The following is a 20356-nucleotide window of genomic DNA, read 5'->3' as shown; positions in this document are numbered from 1 at the left end:
TCCCACTGCTCCCCCGGCGGGGGCGCGCCGGGGCGGCGGGGCCGGCCGGGCAGGGTCGGCGGCAGGGGCACCGGCCCCAGTACCTCCGCGTCCGGGGGTGAGTCCACGGCCGCGAGGAACTCCGCGACCGCCTCCGCCGTCCCGGACACCGCGGCCATCCGGGACACCGGCGGAAACCCCAGCTCGGCCCGTTCGGCCAGCTCCCGGACCGCGAACCCGACGGGGTCCCAGCGGACCAGCGCCTGCACGGGCCGCAACGTCGGCTCGGCCACGACCACCACGGTCCCGCCGTCGCCCTGCGGCCGGACCAGCGCGGCGGCGCCGATCCACCGGCGCAGCGCGTCCTCGCCGGAGCGCAGGTCCGGGCGGCCGAGCATGGCCCAGCCGTCGAGCAGCAGCGCCGCCGCGTAACCGCCCTCGGCCACCGGCTCGGCGCCGGGCGTGCTGACGACCAGCGCGGGCGCGTCCGGCACGGTGTCGAGCACGTGCTCGCGCCCGGAGGTGCGCACCGGCACGGCGGGGAAGGCGCGCCCCAGTTCCTCGGCGGTACGGCGGGCGCCGACGACCTGGGCGCGCAGCCGGAAGCCGCCGCACTCGGGGCAGTGCCAGGAGTGCTCCTCGCGCCCGCACCACTCGCAGCGCAGCGCTCCCGCGTCCTGCGCCTGGAGCGGCCCGGCGCAGTGCGCGCACCGCGCGGGCGCCCGGCACTGGGCGCAGGCGAGGCGGGGTACGTATCCGCGCCGGGGCACCTGCACCAGCACCGGGCCGGTCCTGAGCCCCTCCCGGACGGCCTGCCAGGCGAGGCTGGGCAGCCGGGCGGCACGCGCGGCCTCGTCACGGGCGAGGTCGGTGTCCCCGACGGTGCGTACCAGCGGCGCGGTGCGGCGGACCTGGTCGCGTCCCGCGGTCAGCGGCCGTGCCCAGCCGCTCTCGACGAGCTGCGCGGCCTCCACCGTGCAGCTCCGGCTGCCCACCAGGAAGGCGCACTTGTCGAGGGAGGCGCGCAGCAGCAGGACGTCGCGGGCGTGCGGCTGGGGCGCGTGCTGCTCACTGTGGCTGTCGTCGCCGTCGTCCCAGACGGCCACGAGGCCGAGGTCCCGCACGGGGGCGAACATGGCGGCGCGGGTGCCGACGACCGCCCGTACGGAGCCGCGCCGGACCGCGAGCCACTGCGCGTACCGCTTCTCGGGTCCCGCGTCGGCGGTGAGCAGCGCGTGGCGGCCCTTGCCGAGCAGGGCGGTCAGCGCGGCGTCGACCCGCGCGGCGGTCCGCCCGTCGGGGACGACGACCAGGGCGCCGCGTCCGGAGGCGAGGGTGGCGGCGACGGCGCGGGCGATCTCCTCGCTCCACTCGGGTCCGGGCAGCGCGTTCCACACCGCACGGGGCGAGCCGCCGGAGGCTAGGGCGTCGAGGAAGGCGGGACCGTGCTCGTAGCGGGCCCAGGTGCCCGCGTCCGGAGCGGGGGGCGCGGGCAGGGGCTCCGGGGAGGCGCGCTTCTCCGCGCGGGCGCTGCGCGGCGGCAGGGCCAGTTGCAGTACGTCGGCGAGGCTGCCCGCGTACCGGTCGGCGACGGCGCGGGCCAGCCCGAGGAGTTCCTCGCCGAGCACCGGCTCCGGGGAGACGACCTGGGCGAGGGCGGCGAGCGGTCCCGCGTAGTCCGACTCGTCCCGCCGCTCGATCAGGTAGCCGTCGATCAGGCCGCCGCCCTCGCGCCGCCCGTCCCGCACCCGGTGCCGCCCGGCACCGAACCGCACCCGGACCCGGACGCCGGGCTGGGCGTCGGCGTCCAGTTCCTCGGGCACCGCGTAGTCGAAGTACCGGTCGAGATGCAGGACGCCCTTGTCGACGAGCACCCGCGCGACCGGCCGGTCCTTGGCGAGCGCGGCCCCCCGCCAGGTGCGCGGCTTGGCGCGCGGCACGTCGGCGCCGCGCACGCTCTCCCGGATGAGCGCGAGCTGCTCCGGCGGCGGCCCCTCGGCCCCGCCGTCCCCCGGCCCGTTGTCGCTGCTCACGCTTGCATTCTTACCAAAGACCACTGACAGCACCGCCCGCCGAGGCACCCGGAACATGCCGGGGCCCGGCGTCCCCGAAGGGAGGCCGGGCCCCGGTTCACGCGGTGCGGATCAGACGCCGGCGGCCTTGCGCAGGGCGTCGACGCGGTCGGTGCGCTCCCAGGTGAAGTCGGGGAGCTCACGGCCGAAGTGACCGTAGGCCGCCGTCTGGGCGTAGATCGGGCGCAGCAGGTCGAGGTCGCGGATGATCGCGGCCGGACGCAGGTCGAAGACCTCGTCGATGGCCTTCTCGATCTTCTCGGGGTCGATCTTGGCGGTGCCGAAGGTCTCCACGAAGAGACCGACCGGCTCGGCCTTGCCGATCGCGTAGGCGACCTGGACCTCGCAGCGCGAGGCGAGGCCCGCGGCCACCACGTTCTTGGCGACCCAGCGCATCGCGTACGCGGCCGAGCGGTCCACCTTGGACGGGTCCTTGCCCGAGAAGGCGCCGCCACCGTGCCGGGCGAAGCCGCCGTAGGTGTCGATGATGATCTTGCGGCCGGTGAGGCCGGCGTCACCCATCGGGCCGCCGATCTCGAAGCGGCCGGTCGGGTTGACCAGCAGGCGGTAGCCCTCGGTGTCGATCTTGATGCCCTCGTCCAGCAGGGCCTTCAGCTCGGGCTCGACCACGAACTCGCGGATGTCGGGCGCGAGCAGCGACTCGAGGTCGATGTCGGAGGCGTGCTGGGAGGAGACCACCACGGTGTCGAGACGGACGGCCTTGTCGCCGTCGTACTCGATGGTGACCTGGGTCTTGCCGTCGGGGCGCAGGTAGGGGATGGTGCCGTTCTTGCGGACCTCGGAGAGGCGCTTGGACAGGCGGTGCGCCAGGAAGATCGGCAGCGGCATCAGCGTCGGCGTCTCGTCCGAGGCGTAGCCGAACATCAGGCCCTGGTCGCCCGCGCCCTGCTTGTCCAGCTCGTCCTCGTCGCCCTCGACCCGCGACTCGTACGCCGTGTCGACGCCCTGCGCGATGTCCGGGGACTGCGCGCCGATGGACACCGAGACGCCGCAGGAGGCGCCGTCGAAGCCCTTCTTGGAGGAGTCGTAGCCGATCTCGAGGATCTTCTCGCGCACCAACTGGGCGATGGGCGCGTAAGCCTTGGTCGTGACCTCGCCGGCCACGTGCACCAGGCCGGTGGTGATCAGCGTCTCGACGGCGACGCGGGACGAGGGGTCCTCGCGGAGAAGCGCGTCGAGAATGGTGTCGCTGATCTGGTCAGCGATCTTGTCGGGGTGACCTTCGGTCACGGACTCCGAGGTGAACAGGCGACGGGACACAACGCTCCCTGGGGTTGCAGCGGCTGCTGGCTGATCATTGAAGGACCACGTCGGGAGCTGCGCCCAACGTCGTCCGTGAACAGTTTATCGGTCGCACCTGGCCGCAGGGCCACCCGTTCTCGCCCAGCGAGAACGCTGTGACCTGCGGCACAGGCATTCTGCACGCTGGAGCGTGGCCTTGAACAGATCCGCCACGCGCCATCGCGGTGTGAAAAAAAGACTCCGGGTGGCCGAAAACGCGCCGCCCCGAACGGCCCAGCCGCTCAGCCCAGCCGGGCCGCCACCAGGTCCCAGACGGTGTCCGCGAGGGCCTCCTTCGGCCCGTGCGGCACGGCCGTCTCGGTGCCGTCGGCGCCGAGGACCACCGCCTCGTTCTCCTCCGAGCCGAAGGTGCGGCGCTCCCCCACCTCGTTGACCACCAGCAGGTCGCAGCCCTTGCGGGCCAGCTTGGCGCGGCCGTTGGCGAGCACGTCGTCGGTCTCGGCGGCGAAGCCGACGACGACCTGGCCCGGGCGGGCGCGCTCGGCGGAGACCTCGGCGAGCACGTCGGGGTTGCGGACCAGGGCGACCGGCTCGGGCTCCTGGCCGTCCTTCTTCTTGATCTTCCCGCTCGCGTAGACCGCCGGGCGGAAGTCGGCGACGGCGGCGGCCATGACCACGGCGTCGGCGTCGGCGGCCGCCTTGAGCACCGCCTCGCGGAGCTGGACGGCGGTGCCGACGTGCACGATGTCCACCCCGGCCGGATCGGGCAGGGAGGCGTTGGCCGAGACCAAGGTCACGCGGGCCCCGCGCGCGGCGGCGGTCCGGGCGAGGGCGTACCCCTGCTTGCCGGAGGAGCGGTTGCCGAGGAAGCGCACCGGGTCGAGCGGTTCCCGGGTGCCGCCCGCCGAGACCACCACGTGGCGGCCCGCGAGGTCGGGTTCGCTCACGCCCCGCGCCAGCACCCGGCGGCACACCTCGAAGATCTCGGCCGGGTCGGGCAGCCGTCCCTTGCCGGTGTCGACGCCGGTGAGGCGGCCCACGGCGGGCTCGACGACGACCGCGCCCCGGCGGCGCAGGGTGGCCACGTTCTCCTGGGTGGCGGGGTGCTCCCACATCTCGGTGTGCATCGCCGGGGCGAAGACCACCGGACAGCGCGCGGTGAGGAGGGTGTTGGTGAGCAGGTCGTCGGCGAGACCGTGCGCGGCCTTGGCGAGCATGTCGGCCGTGGCGGGCGCTACCACCACGAGGTCGGCGTGCTGCCCGATGCGGACGTGCGGCACCTCGTGGACGCCGTCCCACACCTCGGTGGAGACCGGGTTGCCGGACAGCGCGGACCAGGTGGCGGCGCCGACGAAGTGCAGCGCCGAGGCGGTCGGCACCACCCGCACGTCGTGCCCCGACTCGGTGAACCGTCTGAGCAGCTCACAGGACTTGTACGCGGCGATGCCCCCGCTGACGCCCAGCACGACCTTCGGCTTGTCCACCGTCTCCACCGTCTCCCCGGACTTTCGAGAACCTTTGACACCCATGACACACCACAGGCCCGGCAGCATGACTGCCGGGCCTGTGGACAAGTCGACCGCGGTCTGCACATACGACCGCGAGCGGAGGGAACTACTGGACCGGGCCCTCGATGGCCTCGGAGGTCAGCAGACCGGCGTTGATCTCGCGCAGCGCGATCGAGAGCGGCTTCTCGTGGACGTGGGTGTCGACGAGCGGACCGACGTACTCGAGGAGGCCCTCACCGAGCTGCGAGTAGTACGCGTTGATCTGACGGGCGCGCTTGGCCGCGTAGATCACCAGGCTGTACTTCGAGTCGGTGGCCTCGAGGAGCTCGTCGATCGGAGGGTTGATGATGCCCTCGGGCGCGGTGATGGAAGAGGACACGCTCTGCCTTCCGATGGGTGGGAAAGAAATCAGTCGGTGTGGGGCACCGTGACCGGTAGGTCCTGTCGATGGACGGCGGTCACGATCACACAACGTCCATCAAGGCTAGCAGCTCCCCGGCCACGTCCTCGACGGAGGTGTTGACCAGGGTGACGTCGAACTCGGGCTCGGCGGCCAGTTCCGTCCGGGCCGCCTCCAGCCGGCGCTCGATGACCTCCGGCGGTTCGGTGCCCCGGCCGGTGAGCCTGCGCACCAGCTCGTCCCAGGACGGCGGGGCGAGGAAGACCAGTTGGGCGTCGGACATCGACTCGCGGACCTGCCGGGCGCCCTGGAGGTCGATCTCCAGCAGTACCGGCTCGCCCTTCTCCAGCCGCTCCAGCACGGCCGCGCGGGGCGTGCCGTAGCGGTTGCCGGCGAACTCGGCCCACTCCAGCAGCTCGCCGTTGGCGATCAGCTTGTCCATCTCCTCGTCGGTGACGAAGAAGTAGTGGACGCCGTGCTGCTCGCCGGGCCGCGGCCTGCGGGTGGTCGCGGACACCGACAGCCAGACGTCGGGGTGCTCTTTGCGCATATGGGCGACGACCGTGCTCTTGCCGACCCCGGAGGGGCCGGAGAGCACGGTCAGCCGCGGACGTGCGTCCGGGGGTACGGGGGACGTCCCCCGGAATGTTCCAGCCATGCAGCGATTATTCCAGCAATCCCGGAGTGTCCGGGACTCCGGTCCGGGCAGCGCCCGGACTCAGGAGCCGGTGCTGCCGAACTCACGCTCCAGGGAGGCGATCTGGTTGGAACCGAGGCCGCGGACACGGCGGCTCTCGGAGATACCCAGACGCTCCATGATCTGCTTGGCGCGGACCTTGCCCACGCCCGGCAGGGACTCCAGCAGGGCCGAGACCTTCATCTTGCCGATGACCTCGTTCTCCTGGCCCTGCTTGATGACCTCGTGCAGCGAGGCGCCGGAGTGCTTGAGTCGATTCTTGACCTCGGCCCGCTCCCGGCGAGCCGCGGCGGCCTTTTCGAGCGCGGCTGCGCGCTGTTCAGGGGTAAGGGGCGGAAGAGCCACGCCTACGTCACCTCGGATGTCGAACTGTCGGATACGGACCGGTGAGGAACCTAGTCGCCCCACACCTGGGGAGCCACGAGCAACACGCTCGCCCGCTCTCACTGCCTCGGAGACTAGCGGGCATGTCCGCCGGAGTCAGCGAGAACAGCGGAAAAGTCCTGGTCAGCCTCCGTGAGGACGGACTTTTCGGGCATACTGCCCACGATTCGGGGATGTATTCGCCTCTCGGACCCCCGGCCGAGCCCGTCCGCGGTGCTCAGGAGCCCGCGACGGCGGCCCGGATATCGTCCGCGAAGGCCGCCGTGGCCGCCCGCAGCGCCGCGATGTCGGGCCCGTGCCGCAGCACGCCCCGGCTGACGTTCGGCACCACGTTGCCCACCGCGCTCCCGAACACCGCCGGAAGGTCCGCCGGGGTGGCGCCCTGGGCACCGACACCGGGGGCGAGCAGCGGCCCGTTGATGGCGAGGTCGTAGGACGACAGGTCCCCCACCGTGGCGCCCACGACGGCGCCGAAGGAGCCCAGCGGCTCGGCGTCCGCGTTCTCGGCGGCGAGGTGGGCCAGCACGGTCGCGGCGACACTGCGCCCGTCCGCGCGGACCGCGTGCTGCACCTCGGGACCCTCCGGGTTGGAGGTCAGCGCGAGCACGAACAGCCCGGTGCCGCTCTCGCGGGCCAGCTCGACCGCCGGGGCGAGCGAGCCGTAGCCCAGGTACGGGGAGACGGTGAGGGCGTCCGAGAACAGCGGGGCGTCCTTGTGCAGGAACGCCTCCGCGTACCCGGCCATGGTGGAGCCGATGTCGCCGCGCTTGGCGTCCATCACGACCAGGGCACCCGCCGCGCGGGTCTCCTCGACGACGCGCTCCAGGACGGCGACACCCCGCGAGCCGAACCGCTCGAAGAACGCGCTCTGCGGCTTCACGACGGCGACCCGGTCGGCGACGGCCTCCACGACCGTGCGGCCGAACCGCTCCAGGCCGGCCACGTCGTCGTTCAGGCCCCAGTCGGCGAGCAGCGAGGCGTGCGGGTCGATGCCGACGCACAGCGGGCCGCGCTCGTCCATGGCGCGGCGCAGACGGGTACCGAAGGGCTCGGTCATGCGGGGTTCCTGACGTCGGCGCCGACCGCGTCGGCGAGGGTGGCGTAGGGGCTGGCCTTGAGCCGGGCGGCGAGGCCCTTGTGCACGGCGCGGGTCCAGAAGGGGCCCTCGTAGACGAAGGCGCTGTAGCCCTGTACGAGGGTGGCGCCGGCCAGGATGCGCTGCCAGGCGTCCTCGGCGGTCTCGACGCCGCCCACGCCCACCAGGGTGATGCGGTCGCCCACGCGCGCGTACAGGCGGCGCAGCACCTGGAGCGAGCGTTCCTTCAGGGGCGCGCCGGAGAGCCCGCCGGTCTCCTTGACCACCGAGGGCGCGGAGCGCAGGCCGAGGCCCTCGCGGGCGATGGTGGTGTTGGTCGCGATGATGCCGTCCAGGCCGAGTTCCACGGCCAGGTCGGCGACGGCGTCGACGTCCTCGTCCGCGAGGTCGGGGGCGATCTTCACCAGGAGCGGCACGCGGCGGGCGCCGGTGGCGCGGTCGGCGGCCTCGCGCACGGCGCCGAGCAGCGGGCGCAGCGCCTCGGTGGCCTGGAGGTTGCGCAGGCCGGGGGTGTTCGGGGAGGAGACGTTGACCACGAGGTAGTCGGCGTGCGGGGCGAGCCGCTCGGCGGACTTCACGTAGTCGGCGACCGCGTCCGCCTCCGGGACGGCCTTGGTCTTGCCGATGTTGACGCCGACGACGGTACGGAACACCGGGCGCCGGGAGGCCAGGCGGGCGGCGACGGCGAGGGAGCCCTCGTTGTTGAAGCCCATGCGGTTGATCAGGGCGCGGTCGGCGACCAGCCGGAACAGCCGCTTCTTCGGGTTGCCGGGCTGGGCCTCGCCGGTGACGGTGCCGATCTCGACGTGGTCGAAGCCGAGCATGGAGAGTCCGTCGATGCCGACGGCGTTCTTGTCGAAGCCGGCGGCGAGGCCGAAGGGGCCGTGCATGCGCAGGCCGAGGGCCTCGGTGCGCAGTTCCTCGTGCCGGGGGGCCAGCGCGGCGGCGGCGAAGGTGCGCAGGACCGGGATGCGGGCGAGCAGACGGATCCAGCGGAAGGCGAGGTGGTGGGCCTGTTCCGGGTCCATCCGCTGGAAGATCAGCCGGAAGAACAGCTTGTACATGGGGAAAGTCCTCGAAGGCGGGGGCGGGCGTGGCTCATGAAGAGGGGGACACCGTTTCCGGTGTCCCCCTCGGCGCGGCTAGTCGCGGGCCGCGTTCAGATGTTCCGCGTGCTCCTGGAGGGAGCGGACGCCCACGTCCCCGCGGCCGAGGGCGTCGATGCCCTGGACGGCGGCGGCGAGCGCCTGGACGGTGGTCAGGCAGGGCACCGAGCGGGCCACGGCCGCCGTGCGGATGTCGTAGCCGTCGAGGCGGCCGCCGGTGCCGTAGGGCGTGTTGACGATGAGGTCGACCTCGCCGTCGTGGATGAGCTGGACGATGGTCCGCTCGCCGTTCGGGCCGGTGCCCTCGGACTGCTTGCGCACGACGGTGGCGTTGATGCCGTTGCGCTTGAGGACCTCGGCGGTGCCGGAGGTGGCCAGCAGCTCGAAGCCGTGCGCGACCAGCTCGCGGGCCGGGAAGATCATCGAGCGCTTGTCGCGGTTGGCGACCGAGATGAACGCGCGGCCCTTGGTGGGCAGCGGGCCGTACGCGCCCGCCTGCGACTTGGCGTACGCCGTGCCGAAGACGGAGTCGATGCCCATGACCTCGCCGGTGGAGCGCATCTCCGGGCCGAGCACGGTGTCCACACCGCGGCCCTGGATGTCCCGGAAGCGGGACCAGGGCATCACGGCCTCCTTGACGGAGATCGGCGCGTCCAGCGGGAGTTCGCCGCCGTCGCCGGTGGCGGGCAGCAGGCCCTCGGCGCGCAGCTCCGCGATGGTCGTGCCCAGCGAGATGCGGGCGGCGGCCTTGGCGAGCGGGACCGCGGTCGCCTTCGAGGTGAAGGGGACCGTGCGGGAGGCGCGGGGGTTGGCCTCCAGGACGTAGAGGATGTCGCCCGACATGGCGAACTGGATGTTGATCAGACCGCGGACGCCGACGCCCTTGGCGATGGCCTCGGTGGAGGCGCGCAGCCGCTTGATGTCGAAGCCGCCCAGCGTGATGGGGGGCAGGGCGCACGCCGAGTCGCCGGAGTGGATGCCGGCCTCCTCGATGTGCTCCATGACGCCGCCGAGGTACAGCTCCTCGCCGTCGTAGAGGGCGTCGACGTCGATCTCGATGGCGTCGTCCAGGAAGCGGTCCACGAGGACCGGCCGGGACGGGCTGATCTCGGTGGACTCCTCGATGTACGCGGAGAGCCGCTCCTCCTCGTACACGATCTCCATGCCGCGTCCGCCGAGGACGTAGGAGGGGCGGACCAGGACGGGGTAGCCGATATCGTCCGCGATGGCCTTGGCCTCGGCGAAGGTGGTGGCGGTGCCGTGCTTGGGGGCGGGCAGGCCGGCCTCGGCGAGCACGCGGCCGAAGGCGCCGCGGTCCTCGGCTGCGTGGATGGCCTCGGGCGGGGTGCCGACGACCGGCACGCCGTTGTCCTTCAGCGCCTGCGCGAGGCCCAGCGGGGTCTGCCCGCCGAGCTGCACGACCACACCGGCGACGGGGCCGGCGAGGGACTCCGCGTGCACGATCTCCAGCACGTCCTCCAGGGTGAGCGGCTCGAAGTAGAGCCGGTCGGAGGTGTCGTAGTCGGTGGAGACGGTCTCCGGGTTGCAGTTGACCATCACGGTCTCGTACCCGGCGTCGGAGAGCGCGAAGGAGGCGTGGACGCAGGAGTAGTCGAACTCGATGCCCTGGCCGATGCGGTTGGGCCCGGAGCCGAGGATGATCACGGCGGGCTTCTCGCGCGGCGCGACCTCGCTCTCCTCGTCGTAGGAGGAGTAGAAGTACGGCGTCCGGGCGGCGAACTCGGCGGCGCAGGTGTCGACCGTCTTGTAGACCGGGCGGATGCCGAGCACGTGCCGGACCTCGCGGACGACGTCCTCGCGCAGACCCCGGATCTCACCGATCTGGAGGTCGGAGAAGCCGTGCCGCTTGGCCTCGGCGAGCAGCTCGGCGGTCAGCTCGGACGCCTCGGCCAGCTCGTCCGCGGTCTCCTTGATGAGGAAGAGCTGGTCCACGAACCAGGGGTCGATCTTCGTGTACTCGAAGATCTCCTCCGGGGTGGCACCCGCACGGATCGCCTGCATGACGGTGTTGATCCGGCCGTCGGTCGGGCGTACCGCCTCTTCGAGGAGGGCCTTCTTGTCGCCGGGGTCACCGATGAAGGTGAACTGGCTGCCCTTCTTCTCCAGCGAGCGCAGCGCCTTCTGGAAAGCCTCGGTGAAGTTGCGGCCGATGGCCATGGCCTCGCCGACCGACTTCATCGTGGTGGTCAGCGTGGAGTCGGCCTGCGGGAACTTCTCGAAGGCGAACCGGGGGGCCTTGACGACGACGTAGTCGAGGGTGGGCTCGAAGGAGGCCGGGGTCTCCCGCGTGATGTCGTTCGGGATCTCGTCCAGCGTGTAGCCGACGGCCAGCTTGGCGGCGATCTTGGCGATCGGGAAGCCGGTGGCCTTGGAGGCGAGCGCGGAGGACCGCGAGACGCGCGGGTTCATCTCGATGACGATGACCCGGCCGTCCTCGGGGTTGACGGCGAACTGGATGTTGCAGCCGCCGGTGTCGACGCCGACCTCGCGGATGATGGCGATGCCGACGTCGCGCAGCAGCTGGTACTCGCGGTCGGTCAGCGTCATCGCGGGGGCGACGGTGATCGAGTCGCCGGTGTGCACGCCCATCGGGTCGAAGTTCTCGATGGAGCAGACGACCACGACGTTGTCGTTCTTGTCGCGCATCAGCTCCAGCTCGTACTCCTTCCACCCGAGGATGGACTCCTCCAGGAGCACCTCGGTGGTCGGGGAGAGGGTGAGGCCCTGGCCGGCGATGCGGCGCAGCTCGTCCTCGTCGTGGGCGAAGCCGGAGCCGGCGCCGCCCATGGTGAAGGAGGGGCGGACGACGACGGGGTAGCCGCCGAGCGTCTCCACGCCGCCGAGGACGTCGTCCATGGTGTGGCAGATGACCGAGCGGGCGGACTCGCCGTGGCCGGTCTTCTTGCGGACCTCCTCCACGACACCCTTGAAGAGGTCGCGGTCCTCGCCCTTGTGGATCGCCTCGGGCCGGGCGCCGATCAGTTCGACGCCGTACTTCTCCAGCACCCCGCTGTCGTGCAGCGAGATGGCGGTGTTCAGGGCGGTCTGGCCGCCGAGGGTGGGCAGGAGGGCGTCGGGGCGCTCCTTGGCGATGATCTTCTCGACGAACTCGGGGGTGATCGGCTCGACGTAGGTGGCGTCGGCGATCTCCGGGTCGGTCATGATCGTCGCCGGGTTGGAGTTGACCAGGATCACGCGCAGGCCCTCGGCCTTGAGCACGCGGCACGCCTGGGTGCCGGAGTAGTCGAACTCGGCGGCCTGACCGATGACGATCGGGCCGGAGCCGATGACCAGGACGGACTGGATGTCGGAGCGCTTAGGCACGCTGGCCCTCCCGGACGGTGCTCATCAAAGACGTGAAGCGGTCGAACAGGTAGGCGGCGTCGTGCGGACCGGCCGCCGCCTCGGGGTGGTACTGCACGGAGAAGGCCGGCTGGTCGAGGAGCTGGAGACCCTCCACCACGTCGTCGTTCAGGCAGACGTGGGAGACCTCGGCGCGGCCGAACTTCGTCTCGCTGACCTTGTCCAGCGGCGCGTCGACGGCGAAGCCGTGGTTGTGCGCGGTGACCTCCACCTTGCCGGTGGTGCGGTCCTGGACGGGCTGGTTGATTCCCCGGTGGCCGTACTTCAGCTTGTAGGTGCCGAAGCCGAGGGCGCGGCCGAGGATCTGGTTGCCGAAGCAGATGCCGAACAGCGGGGTCTTCCGCTCCAGCACGGCGGTCATCAGGGCCACCGGGCCGTCGGCCGTGGCCGGGTCACCGGGGCCGTTGGAGAAGAACACGCCGTCGGGCTCCACGGCGTAGACGTCCTCGGCCGTGGCGGTCGCCGGGAGCACGTGGACCTCGATGCCGCGCTCGGCCATCCGCTGCGGGGTCATGCCCTTGATGCCGAGGTCGATCGCGGCGACGGTGAACTTCTTCTCGCCGACCGCGGGGACGACGTACGCCTCCTTGGTGGCGACCTCCTCGTAGAGGCTCGCGCCCTTCATGTGCGGCTGGGCCTGCACCCGCCGCACCAGTTCGGCGTCGGGGGCGAGCGCCTCGCCGGAGAAGATGCCGGCGCGCATGGAGCCGCGCTCGCGCAGGTGACGGGTGAGGGCGCGGGTGTCGATGCCGCTGATGCCGACGACGCCCTGGGCGGTCAGCTCGTCGTCCAGGGAGCGCCGGGAGCGCCAGTTGGACGGCACGCGCGCGGGGTCGCGCACCACGTAGCCGGAGACCCAGATGCGGCCGGACTCGTCGTCCTCGTCGTTCCAGCCGGTGTTGCCGATCTGGGGGGCGGTGGCGACGACGATCTGGCGGTCGTAGGAGGGGTCGGTCAGGGTCTCCTGGTAGCCGGTCATGCCGGTGGAGAACACGGCCTCGCCGAAGGTCTCCCCCACGGCCCCGTAGGCGCGGCCGCGGAAGGTACGGCCGTCCTCCAGGACGAGTACGGCGGGAGTCCTGGCGGCTCCCCTGGTGGAGGTCGTCATCGTGCGCCTTCCGTGTGGTTGGTCATCTGGTTCAGGGTGTCGACCCAGGTGGTGTGTTCGGCCGCGTGGTCGGAGCGGAAGCCGGAGTCGATCAGCTTCTCGCCGTGTGCCCAGGTCACCACGAGCAGTCCGCCCTCGGTGAGGACCTTGCCCGCGATGCCCTTGTCGAGCCGGGCGCCGCGCAGCGCTCCGGCGGGGATGAAGAAGTCGGTGGCGCCGGGACGCCCGACGGCCAGCCCCGCGGCGGTGAGGGTCAGCTCGGCCCGGCTGCGGGAGCCCAGGCCGTGGGCCACGATCCGGTCCAGCCACTGCCCGGCGGTGGTGGAGCCGTGGTAGCGGCCGCTCATCGTCAGTTTCTCGGCGCCGAGGTCGTCCGGCACCTCGGGGAGTGCGGGCAGGTCGCTCTGGAGGGTGCCGCGCCACTTCCAGCCCTCGCGCATCAGCCAGTAGACGAGGGCGACGAAGAGGGCCAGGCCGACCAGCCAGCCCAGGCGGGCGGCCCAGTCGGTCACCGCGGCCGACTTCTTCTCGTCCGCCAGCCCGCTGGCGAGCGATACGGCGAGCTGAGTTGCAGGTGTCACGTGAGCTTCCCGTCCATGAGCGTGGCCTTGCCCCGCAGCCAGGTGTGGGTGACACGGCCCGGCAGCTCGCGGCCCTCGTAGGGGGTGTTGCGGCTGCGCGAGGCGAAGCGCGCGGGGTCCACCTGTCCACGGTAGGCCGTGTCCACGAGGGTGAGGTTGGCGGGCTCGCCCGCGGCGACCGGGCGGCCGTGGCCGGTGGCGCTGCCGATCCGGGCCGGAGTGAAGGACATCCGGTCGGCGACCGCGGCCCAGTCCAGCAGGCCGGTCTCCACCATGGTCTCCTGCACCACGGAGAGGGCGGTCTCCAGGCCGACCATGCCCATGGCGGCCGCGGCCCACTCGCAGTCCTTGTCCTCGTGCGGGTGCGGGGCGTGGTCGGTGGCGACGATGTCGATCGTGCCGTCGGCCAGCGCCTCGCGCAGGGCGCGCACATCGCGCTCGGTGCGCAGCGGCGGGTTGACCTTGTAGGCGGGGTTGTAGGTGCGCACCATCTCCTCGGTCAGGAGCAGGTGGTGCGGGCACACCTCGGCGGTGACGTCGATGCCGCGGGACTTGGCCCAGCGGATGATCTCCACCGAGCCGGCCGTGGAGAGGTGGCAGATGTGCAGGCGGGAGCCGACGTGCTCGGCGAGCAGCACGTCCCGCGCGATGATCGACTCCTCGGCGACGGCCGGCCAGCCGCCCAGGCCCAGCTCGGCGGAGACGACGCCCTCGTTCATCTGGGCGCCCTCGGTGAGCCGGGGCTCCTGGGCGTGCTGGGCGACGACCCCGCCGAACGCCTTCACGTACTCCAGGGCGCGGCGCATGATCACCGCGTCGTCCACGCACTTTCCGTCGTCGGAGAAGACGCTGACCTGGGCGGCCGAGTCGTGCATGGCGCCCAGCTCGGCCAGCTTCTTGCCCTCCAGGCCCACGGTGACGGCGCCGATGGGGCGTACGTCGCAGTAGCCGGACTCCTTGCCGAGCCGCCAGACCTGCTCGACCACGCCGGCGGTGTCGGCGACGGGGAAGGTGTTGGCCATGGCGAAGACGGCGGTGAAGCCGCCGGAGGCGGCGGCGCGGGTGCCGGTGAGCACCGTCTCGGAGTCCTCGCGGCCCGGCTCGCGCAGATGGGTGTGCAGGTCGACGAGGCCCGGCAGCAGCACCTTGCCGTCGGCCTCGACCACCTCCGCGCCCTCGGCGCTCAGCCCGGTGCCGACCGCCGCGATCAGCTCGCCGTCGATCAGTACGTCCTGCGGCTCGCCCCCGAGCACCTTCGCACCACGGATCAGGATCTTGCTCATGGGTCTTACTTCTCCTCGGTACGAAGGTGGGCGGTGCCGGCGGGCTCGTTGCCGCCGAGCAGCAGGTAGAGGACGGCCATGCGGATGGAGACGCCGTTGGCGACCTGCTCCACGACCGTGCAGCGGTCGGAGTCGGCGACCTCGGCGGTGATCTCCATGCCCCGGACCATCGGGCCGGGGTGCATCACGATGGCGTGCTCCGGCAGCTTGGCCATGCGGTCGCCGTCGAGGCCGTAGCGGCGGGAGTACTCGCGCTCGGTGGGGAAGAACGCGGCGTTCATCCGCTCGCGCTGGACGCGGAGCATCATCACCGCGTCGGACTTGGGCAGCGTGGAGTCCAGGTCGTAGGAGACCTCGCAGGGCCAGGTCTCCACGCCGACGGGCAGCAGGGTGGGCGGCGCGACCAGGGTGACCTCGGCGCCCAGGGTGTGCAGCAGGTCCACGTTGGAGCGGGCGACCCGGCTGTGCAGGACGTCGCCGACGAGGGTGACGCGCTTGCCGTCGAGGTCCCGGCCGAGGCCGGCGTCGGCGCCGATCAGGCGGCGGCGCATGGTGAAGGCGTCCAGCAGGGCCTGGGTGGGGTGCTGGTGGGTGCCGTCGCCGGCATTGATGACGGGGGCGTCGATCCAGCCGGAGTTGGCGAGGCGGTAGGGGGCGCCGGAGGCGCTGTGCCGGATGACGACGGCGTCCACGCCCATCGCCTCCAGCGTCTGGGCGGTGTCCTTCAGGGACTCGCCCTTGGAGACGCTGGAGCCCTTGGCGGCGAAGTTGATGACGTCGGCGGAGAGGCGCTTCTCGGCGGCCTCGAACGAGATCCGGGTGCGGGTCGAGTCCTCGAAGAAGAGATTGCAGACCGTGCGGCCGCGCAGGGTCGGCAGTTTCTTGATCGGCCGGTCCGCGACCCGGGCCATCTCCTCGGCGGTGTCGAGGATCAGGACGGCGTCGTCGCGGGTGAGGTCGGCGGCCGAGATGAGATGACGCTGCATCTGTCAGGCTCCGTAAGGCAGTTAATACGGGAGGTTTCGGGCGGGCCGGGGTGCGTCAGGGCGCGCCGAGGCGGCCGGGCACCCGTGAGCGCTACTGGTCGGCAGACTTGGCACCGAGCAGCACGGTGTCCCGTCCGTCCTCCTCAGCGAGCTGGACCTTGACCGTCTCCCGCAGCGACGTGGGGAGGTTCTTGCCGACGTAGTCGGCGCGGATCGGGAGTTCCCGGTGTCCGCGGTCGACGAGGACGGCGAGCTGCACCGCGCGGGGGCGCCCGATGTCGTTCAGGGCGTCGAGGGCGGCGCGGATGGTGCGTCCGGAGAAGAGGACGTCGTCGACGAGGACGACCAGGCGGCCGTCGACACCCTCAGCGGGGATCTCGGTGCGGGCGAGGGCGCGCGGGGGGTGCATGCGCAGGTCGTCGCGGTACATCGTGATGTCGAGCGAGCCGACGGGAATCTTCCGGCCGGTGACCTGCTCCAGCTTGACGGCGAGCCGCTGGGCGAGGAAGACGCCTCGCGTGGGGATGCCGAGGAGCACCACGTCGTCGGCGCCCTTGGCGCGTTCGACGATCTCGTGGGCGATGCGGGTCAGAACGCGAGCGATGTCCGGGCCTTCGAGTACGGGCCGGGCATCGGAGTTCAGCGGATTGGCGTGCGTGTCCATACGAAACGGACCTCCTTCTCCGCCTCACGGGACGGACTTTAAAGGACGTCGGATTTGCGCCAACCACCCTAGCAGGTCGCCGGAGCGGCTTCTTCACCCGCTTGGCCCAATGGGCGGCCACTACCACGGAAGAGTCGGTGTGGACCATTCGGCTTGACGCAGGAGAATCACGCTGCGTAACCTCACAGTGAGTTACCAGCCGCGCGGTGGGATCACCTGCCGCCCGCGTCTACACAGTGTCCGGGGAGCTATATGTCCAGCGAATACGCCAAACAGCTCGGGGCCAAGCTCCGGGCCATCCGCACCCAGCAGGGCCTTTCCCTCCACGGTGTCGAGGAGAAGTCCCAGGGGCGCTGGAAGGCCGTGGTGGTCGGTTCCTACGAGCGCGGCGACCGTGCCGTGACCGTACAGCGCCTGGCCGAGCTGGCCGATTTCTACGGCGTTCCGGTGCAGGAGCTGCTGCCGGGAACCACGCCGGGCGGGGCCGCCGAGCCGCCGCCGAAGCTGGTCCTGGACCTGGAGCGGCTGGCCACCGTGCCGGCCGAGAAGGCGGGCCCCCTCCAGCGGTACGCGGCGACGATCCAGTCCCAGCGCGGTGACTACAACGGCAAGGTGCTGTCGATCCGCCAGGACGACCTGCGCACCCTCGCCGTCATCTACGACCAGTCCCCCTCGGTCCTCACCGAGCAGCTCATCAGCTGGGGCGTCCTGGACGCGGACGCGCGCCGCGCGGTCGCCCACGAGGACAGCTGACCGCTCCGCCGGTTTCAGCAGCAGAAACGTGCCGCCGGGGTGGCGGGGAGACCTTCCCTGCCACCCCGGCGGCCTTTTTGGCATGGCAGGCCCGGAGAAACCCGAAGGGGCGCGGGGAACTGCGCGACCGGCCCGAACGGACCGGCACACGAAGTCCCTCCGCGCCCCAACGGCGCTCTCCGGCGAAGAACTACTCGCGCCGCAGGCCTGGCTTGAGCTCCTTGAAGCGGCCCAGGAGGCCGTTCACGAAGGCCGGCGACTCGTCCGTCGAGAACTCCTTCGCGAGCTGCACCATCTCGTCGAGGACGACCGCGTCCGGGGTCTCGTCCTCCCAGATCAGCTCGTACGCGCCGAGGCGCAGCAGGTTGCGGTCGACGACCGGCATGCGGTCGAGCGTCCAGCCCACCGCGTACTGGGCGATCAGGTCGTCGATGCGGCGGGCACGCTCGGCGTACCCCTCGACGAGCTGCATGGTGTACTCGCTGACGGGCGGCTGCCGGGTGTCGCTCCGGGAGAGCCGGACCCAGTCGGCGAGGACCGTGATGACGTCGGTGCCGCGCTGGTCACCCTCGAAGAGGATCTGGAAGGCGCGCTTGCGGGCCGTGTTGCGGGCGGCCACGGTTAGCTGTTCACCCGGCCGAGGTAGTCGCTCGTGCGGGTGTCGACCTTGATCTTCTCGCCGGTGGTGATGAAGAGCGGGACCTGGATCTGGTGGCCGGTCTCCAGGATGGCGGGCTTGGTGCCACCGGTGGAGCGGTCGCCCTGGACGCCCGGCTCGGTCTCCTGGATGACCAGCTCGACGGCGGCCGGCAGCTCCACGAAGAGCACCTCGCCCTCGTGCTGGGCGACGACGGCGGTGAAGCCCTCGATCAGGAAGTTCGCGGCGTCGCCGACGGCCTTCGGGTCGATGTGGAGCTGGTCGTACGTCTCCATGTCCATGAAGACGAAGTACTCGCCGTCCTTGTACGAGTACTGCATGTCGCGCTTGTCGACGGTGGCCGTCTCGACCTTGACACCGGCGTTGAAGGTCTTGTCGACCACCTTGCCGGAGAGGACGTTCTTGAGCTTGGTGCGCACGAAGGCCGGGCCCTTACCGGGCTTGACGTGCTGGAACTCGACGACGGACCAAAGCTGGCCCCCGTCGAGCTTGAGCACCATGCCGTTCTTGAGGTCGTTCGTGGAAGCCACGGTTGCGGAATCTCCTGGACTGACGTACGACCCCGGCGCACGCACCTGTCTACAGGGCGAGCAGTTCCTTGGTCGTGATGGTGAGTAGCTCGGGTCCGCCGTCCGCCTCGGGGCGGACGACGAGCGTGTCATCGATCCGGACTCCGCCCCGGCCCGGAAGGTGGACCCCCGGCTCGACGGTGACCGGCACGCAAGCGTCAAGTTTACCCATGGCCGCGGGGGCGAGCTGCGGGTCCTCGTCGATTTCGAGCCCGACCCCGTGTCCGGTGGCCGCCTGGAGGGCCGCGCCGTGCCCGGCGGAGTCCAGCACCTGGCGCGCGGCACGGTCCACGTCACGGCAGGCGGCACCGGGCGCGAGGGCCTCGCGACCGGCCCGTTGGGCAGCGAAGACCAGGTCGTACAGCTCGACCTGCCAGTCGGCCGGCGAGGTGCCGATCACGAAGGTCCGGCCGATCTCGCACCGGTAACCGCGGTAGGCGGCGCCCAGGCATACGGAGAGGAAGTCGCCCTCCTCCACCCGCCGGTCGGTGGGACGGTGGCCCGGGCGCCCGGAGTTGGGGCCGGTGGCGACCGAGGTCGGGAAGGCGGGCCCCTCGGCACCGTGATCGACCAGCCGGCGCTCCAGCTCCAGCGCGAGGTGGCGCTCGGTGCGGCCGACCAGGATGGACTCCAGCAGCTCGCCGAGGGCCTGGTCGGCGATCTCTGCGCCGATGCGCAGACAGGAGATCTCCTCCTCGTCCTTGATCAGCCGGAGCTGCTCCACGGCCGTACCGAGCCCGGCGAGGCGCACCTTGGGCGCCACGGCGTCCAGGGCGCGGTACCGGGCGACGGTGAGGTGGTGCTCCTCCACGGCGAGGGCCTCGCTGCCCTGGCTCCCGGCCAGGCCCGCGGCGGCCACGGCCGGGTCGCGGCCGGGCGTGGACAGGATGTGCAGGACCAGGGACTCGTCGGGGCGCCCGCCCTCGGGCCGGTCCTCCGGCGGGACGGGGCACACCAGCTGGTCCTGTTCCCTGCCGAGCAGCAGGACGGCGCCCTGGGGCGCGGCGCCCGCCAGGTAGCGCACATTGGCGGGGCGGGAGATGAGCGCTGCCGCGGTACCGGCCGCGTTGCAGCGTTCCCTCAGCCGGGATCGGCGGGTCGCGTACACCTCTGACATGAGACGAGCGTAGAAGTTCTGCCCGGTTTGTGCCGGTTGGCGGGGGCCGAGTGGGGTGCGGCCGGTGCCCCTACCAGTTCGGCGGGCTGGCGATCGCGCGGGCCAGCACCTCGTCGAGGACCCGTGCGGTGCCGGGGACGTCCAGCTGGGAGTTGTCGATGATGGGCAGCCCGGAGCCGTACCAGCCGGCCATGCGGCCGTGGATGCGGGCCACCTCCTCGTCGGTGAGGCGGCGGTTGCCCGAGCGCTCGGCGTTGCGCTCCAGGACGATGTCCAGCCCCGGCAGCAGCACCACCGGGAGCAGGCCGGGGCCCACATGGCGCTTCCAGCCGCCGAGCCCCACGACGGGGCGGTCCGGGAAGACGGCGTCGTCGAGGATGCAGGAGATCCCGTTGGCCAGGAAGTTGCGAGCGGCGAAGCCGCAGGTGCGGCGGGCCAGGCGGTACTGGGCCTCGGAGTGGTCGTTCCACCCGGTCTGCGGGTCGGCGAAGCCGGAGCGGACCCACTCGCGGACGTCGTCCAGGCTGATGTGGGCGGTGGGCACCCGTCGGTGGTCGGCCCAGTACTTGGCCACGCTGGTCTTGCCCGCCCCCGCCGGACCGATCAGCAGCACGGCGAGCGTGGTGGCCGAGGGGTCGGGCGCGGTCAGGTGGGGCGGCGCCGCGGGAACGCCGACGGGGCCGCCGGGCGGCAACGTCACATGCCCGGAGACCTCGGGCGCGGGCGGCGGGACCACCGGGTGCTGGGG

Annotated in this window: 19 protein-coding genes; 1 reads left to right on the top strand and 18 read right to left on the bottom strand. The window is 71.8% G+C overall.

The features are described 5' to 3' along the window. From CCN33_RS15575 to pyrR, 14 genes are all read right to left on the bottom strand, one after another. Positions 1-2012 (bottom strand): primosomal protein N' (locus CCN33_RS15575; protein ID WP_086694213.1); only part of this gene is annotated, 2012 nt, incomplete at its 3' end. Between the two features lie 111 nt (positions 2013-2123). Further along, positions 2124-3332 (bottom strand): methionine adenosyltransferase, encoded by a 1209-nt coding sequence (gene metK / locus CCN33_RS15570; RefSeq protein WP_086694212.1) that lies wholly within the window; start codon positions 3330-3332, stop codon positions 2124-2126. Positions 3333-3595: 263 nt separating this feature from the next. Further along, the gene (gene coaBC, locus CCN33_RS15565; RefSeq protein WP_107483945.1) at positions 3596-4843 is read right to left on the bottom strand and encodes a bifunctional phosphopantothenoylcysteine decarboxylase/phosphopantothenate--cysteine ligase CoaBC; all 1248 of its coding nucleotides are present in this window, start codon (positions 4841-4843) and stop codon (positions 3596-3598) included. A gap of 85 nt (positions 4844-4928) precedes the next feature. Then, positions 4929-5201, bottom strand: coding sequence for a DNA-directed RNA polymerase subunit omega (gene rpoZ / locus CCN33_RS15560; RefSeq protein ID WP_030810584.1), 273 nt, complete (start codon positions 5199-5201; stop codon positions 4929-4931). A gap of 85 nt (positions 5202-5286) precedes the next feature. After that, the gene (gmk, locus tag CCN33_RS15555; RefSeq protein ID WP_086694211.1) at positions 5287-5880 is read right to left on the bottom strand and encodes a guanylate kinase; all 594 of its coding nucleotides are present in this window, start codon (positions 5878-5880) and stop codon (positions 5287-5289) included. A 60-nt stretch (positions 5881-5940) separates the two neighbouring features. After that, the gene (locus tag CCN33_RS15550) at positions 5941-6264 is read right to left on the bottom strand and encodes an integration host factor (protein ID WP_030810589.1); all 324 of its coding nucleotides are present in this window, start codon (positions 6262-6264) and stop codon (positions 5941-5943) included. A gap of 256 nt (positions 6265-6520) precedes the next feature. Further along, the gene (pyrF, locus tag CCN33_RS15545) at positions 6521-7360 is read right to left on the bottom strand and encodes an orotidine-5'-phosphate decarboxylase (RefSeq protein WP_086694210.1); all 840 of its coding nucleotides are present in this window, start codon (positions 7358-7360) and stop codon (positions 6521-6523) included. Continuing rightward, entirely contained in the window at positions 7357-8463 is a 1107-nt protein-coding gene (locus tag CCN33_RS15540; protein WP_086694209.1) for a quinone-dependent dihydroorotate dehydrogenase, read from the bottom strand. The genes pyrF and CCN33_RS15540 overlap by 4 nt, the downstream gene beginning before the upstream one ends. A gap of 78 nt (positions 8464-8541) precedes the next feature. Then, positions 8542-11850, bottom strand: a complete 3309-nt coding sequence (carB, locus tag CCN33_RS15535; protein ID WP_086694208.1) for a carbamoyl-phosphate synthase large subunit — start codon at positions 11848-11850, stop codon at positions 8542-8544. Continuing rightward, positions 11843-12997 (bottom strand): glutamine-hydrolyzing carbamoyl-phosphate synthase small subunit, encoded by a 1155-nt coding sequence (gene carA, locus CCN33_RS15530; RefSeq protein ID WP_086694207.1) that lies wholly within the window; start codon positions 12995-12997, stop codon positions 11843-11845. Before carA ends, carB begins: the two co-directional genes overlap by 8 nt. Next, a complete protein-coding gene (locus CCN33_RS15525; RefSeq protein ID WP_208621766.1) occupies positions 12994-13578 on the bottom strand; it encodes a PH-like domain-containing protein in 585 nt (194 codons plus the stop codon). Before CCN33_RS15525 ends, carA begins: the two co-directional genes overlap by 4 nt. Further along, positions 13575-14861 carry a dihydroorotase gene (locus tag CCN33_RS15520; protein WP_086694206.1) on the bottom strand — a complete coding sequence of 429 codons (1287 nt, stop codon included), beginning with the start codon at positions 14859-14861 and terminating at the stop codon, positions 13575-13577. Before CCN33_RS15520 ends, CCN33_RS15525 begins: the two co-directional genes overlap by 4 nt. Positions 14862-14866: 5 nt before the next feature. Then, positions 14867-15847 carry an aspartate carbamoyltransferase catalytic subunit gene (locus CCN33_RS15515; protein ID WP_086694205.1) on the bottom strand — a complete coding sequence of 327 codons (981 nt, stop codon included), beginning with the start codon at positions 15845-15847 and terminating at the stop codon, positions 14867-14869. Between the two features lie 91 nt (positions 15848-15938). Further along, positions 15939-16511, bottom strand: coding sequence for a bifunctional pyr operon transcriptional regulator/uracil phosphoribosyltransferase PyrR (gene pyrR / locus CCN33_RS15510; protein WP_086694204.1), 573 nt, complete (start codon positions 16509-16511; stop codon positions 15939-15941). Between the two features lie 252 nt (positions 16512-16763). On the opposite strand from pyrR, the gene bldD reads away from it, so the two are divergent. Continuing rightward, entirely contained in the window at positions 16764-17264 is a 501-nt protein-coding gene (gene bldD / locus CCN33_RS15505; RefSeq protein WP_018549006.1) for a transcriptional regulator BldD, read from the top strand. 190 nt (positions 17265-17454) lie between these two features. On the opposite strand, the gene nusB is transcribed toward bldD, so the two are convergent. The 4 genes from nusB to CCN33_RS15485 form a co-directional block, all read right to left on the bottom strand. Beyond that, positions 17455-17883 carry a transcription antitermination factor NusB gene (gene nusB, locus CCN33_RS15500; protein WP_086694203.1) on the bottom strand — a complete coding sequence of 143 codons (429 nt, stop codon included), beginning with the start codon at positions 17881-17883 and terminating at the stop codon, positions 17455-17457. Between the two features lie 2 nt (positions 17884-17885). Then, on the bottom strand, positions 17886-18452 hold the full coding sequence (efp, locus tag CCN33_RS15495; RefSeq protein ID WP_030810617.1) for an elongation factor P: 567 nt from the start codon (positions 18450-18452) through the stop codon (positions 17886-17888). A gap of 49 nt (positions 18453-18501) precedes the next feature. Further along, the gene (locus CCN33_RS15490) at positions 18502-19608 is read right to left on the bottom strand and encodes an aminopeptidase P family protein (protein WP_086694202.1); all 1107 of its coding nucleotides are present in this window, start codon (positions 19606-19608) and stop codon (positions 18502-18504) included. 70 nt (positions 19609-19678) lie between these two features. Then, the gene (locus CCN33_RS15485) at positions 19679-20344 is read right to left on the bottom strand and encodes an AAA family ATPase (protein WP_086694214.1); all 666 of its coding nucleotides are present in this window, start codon (positions 20342-20344) and stop codon (positions 19679-19681) included. Positions 20345-20356: the final 12 nt, after the last annotated feature.

It is taken from the genome of Streptomyces recifensis (assembly GCF_002154615.1).
Lineage (GTDB): Bacteria > Actinomycetota > Actinomycetes > Streptomycetales > Streptomycetaceae > Streptomyces > Streptomyces griseoluteus.
This window is presented reverse-complemented; position numbering and strand designations above follow the sequence as displayed.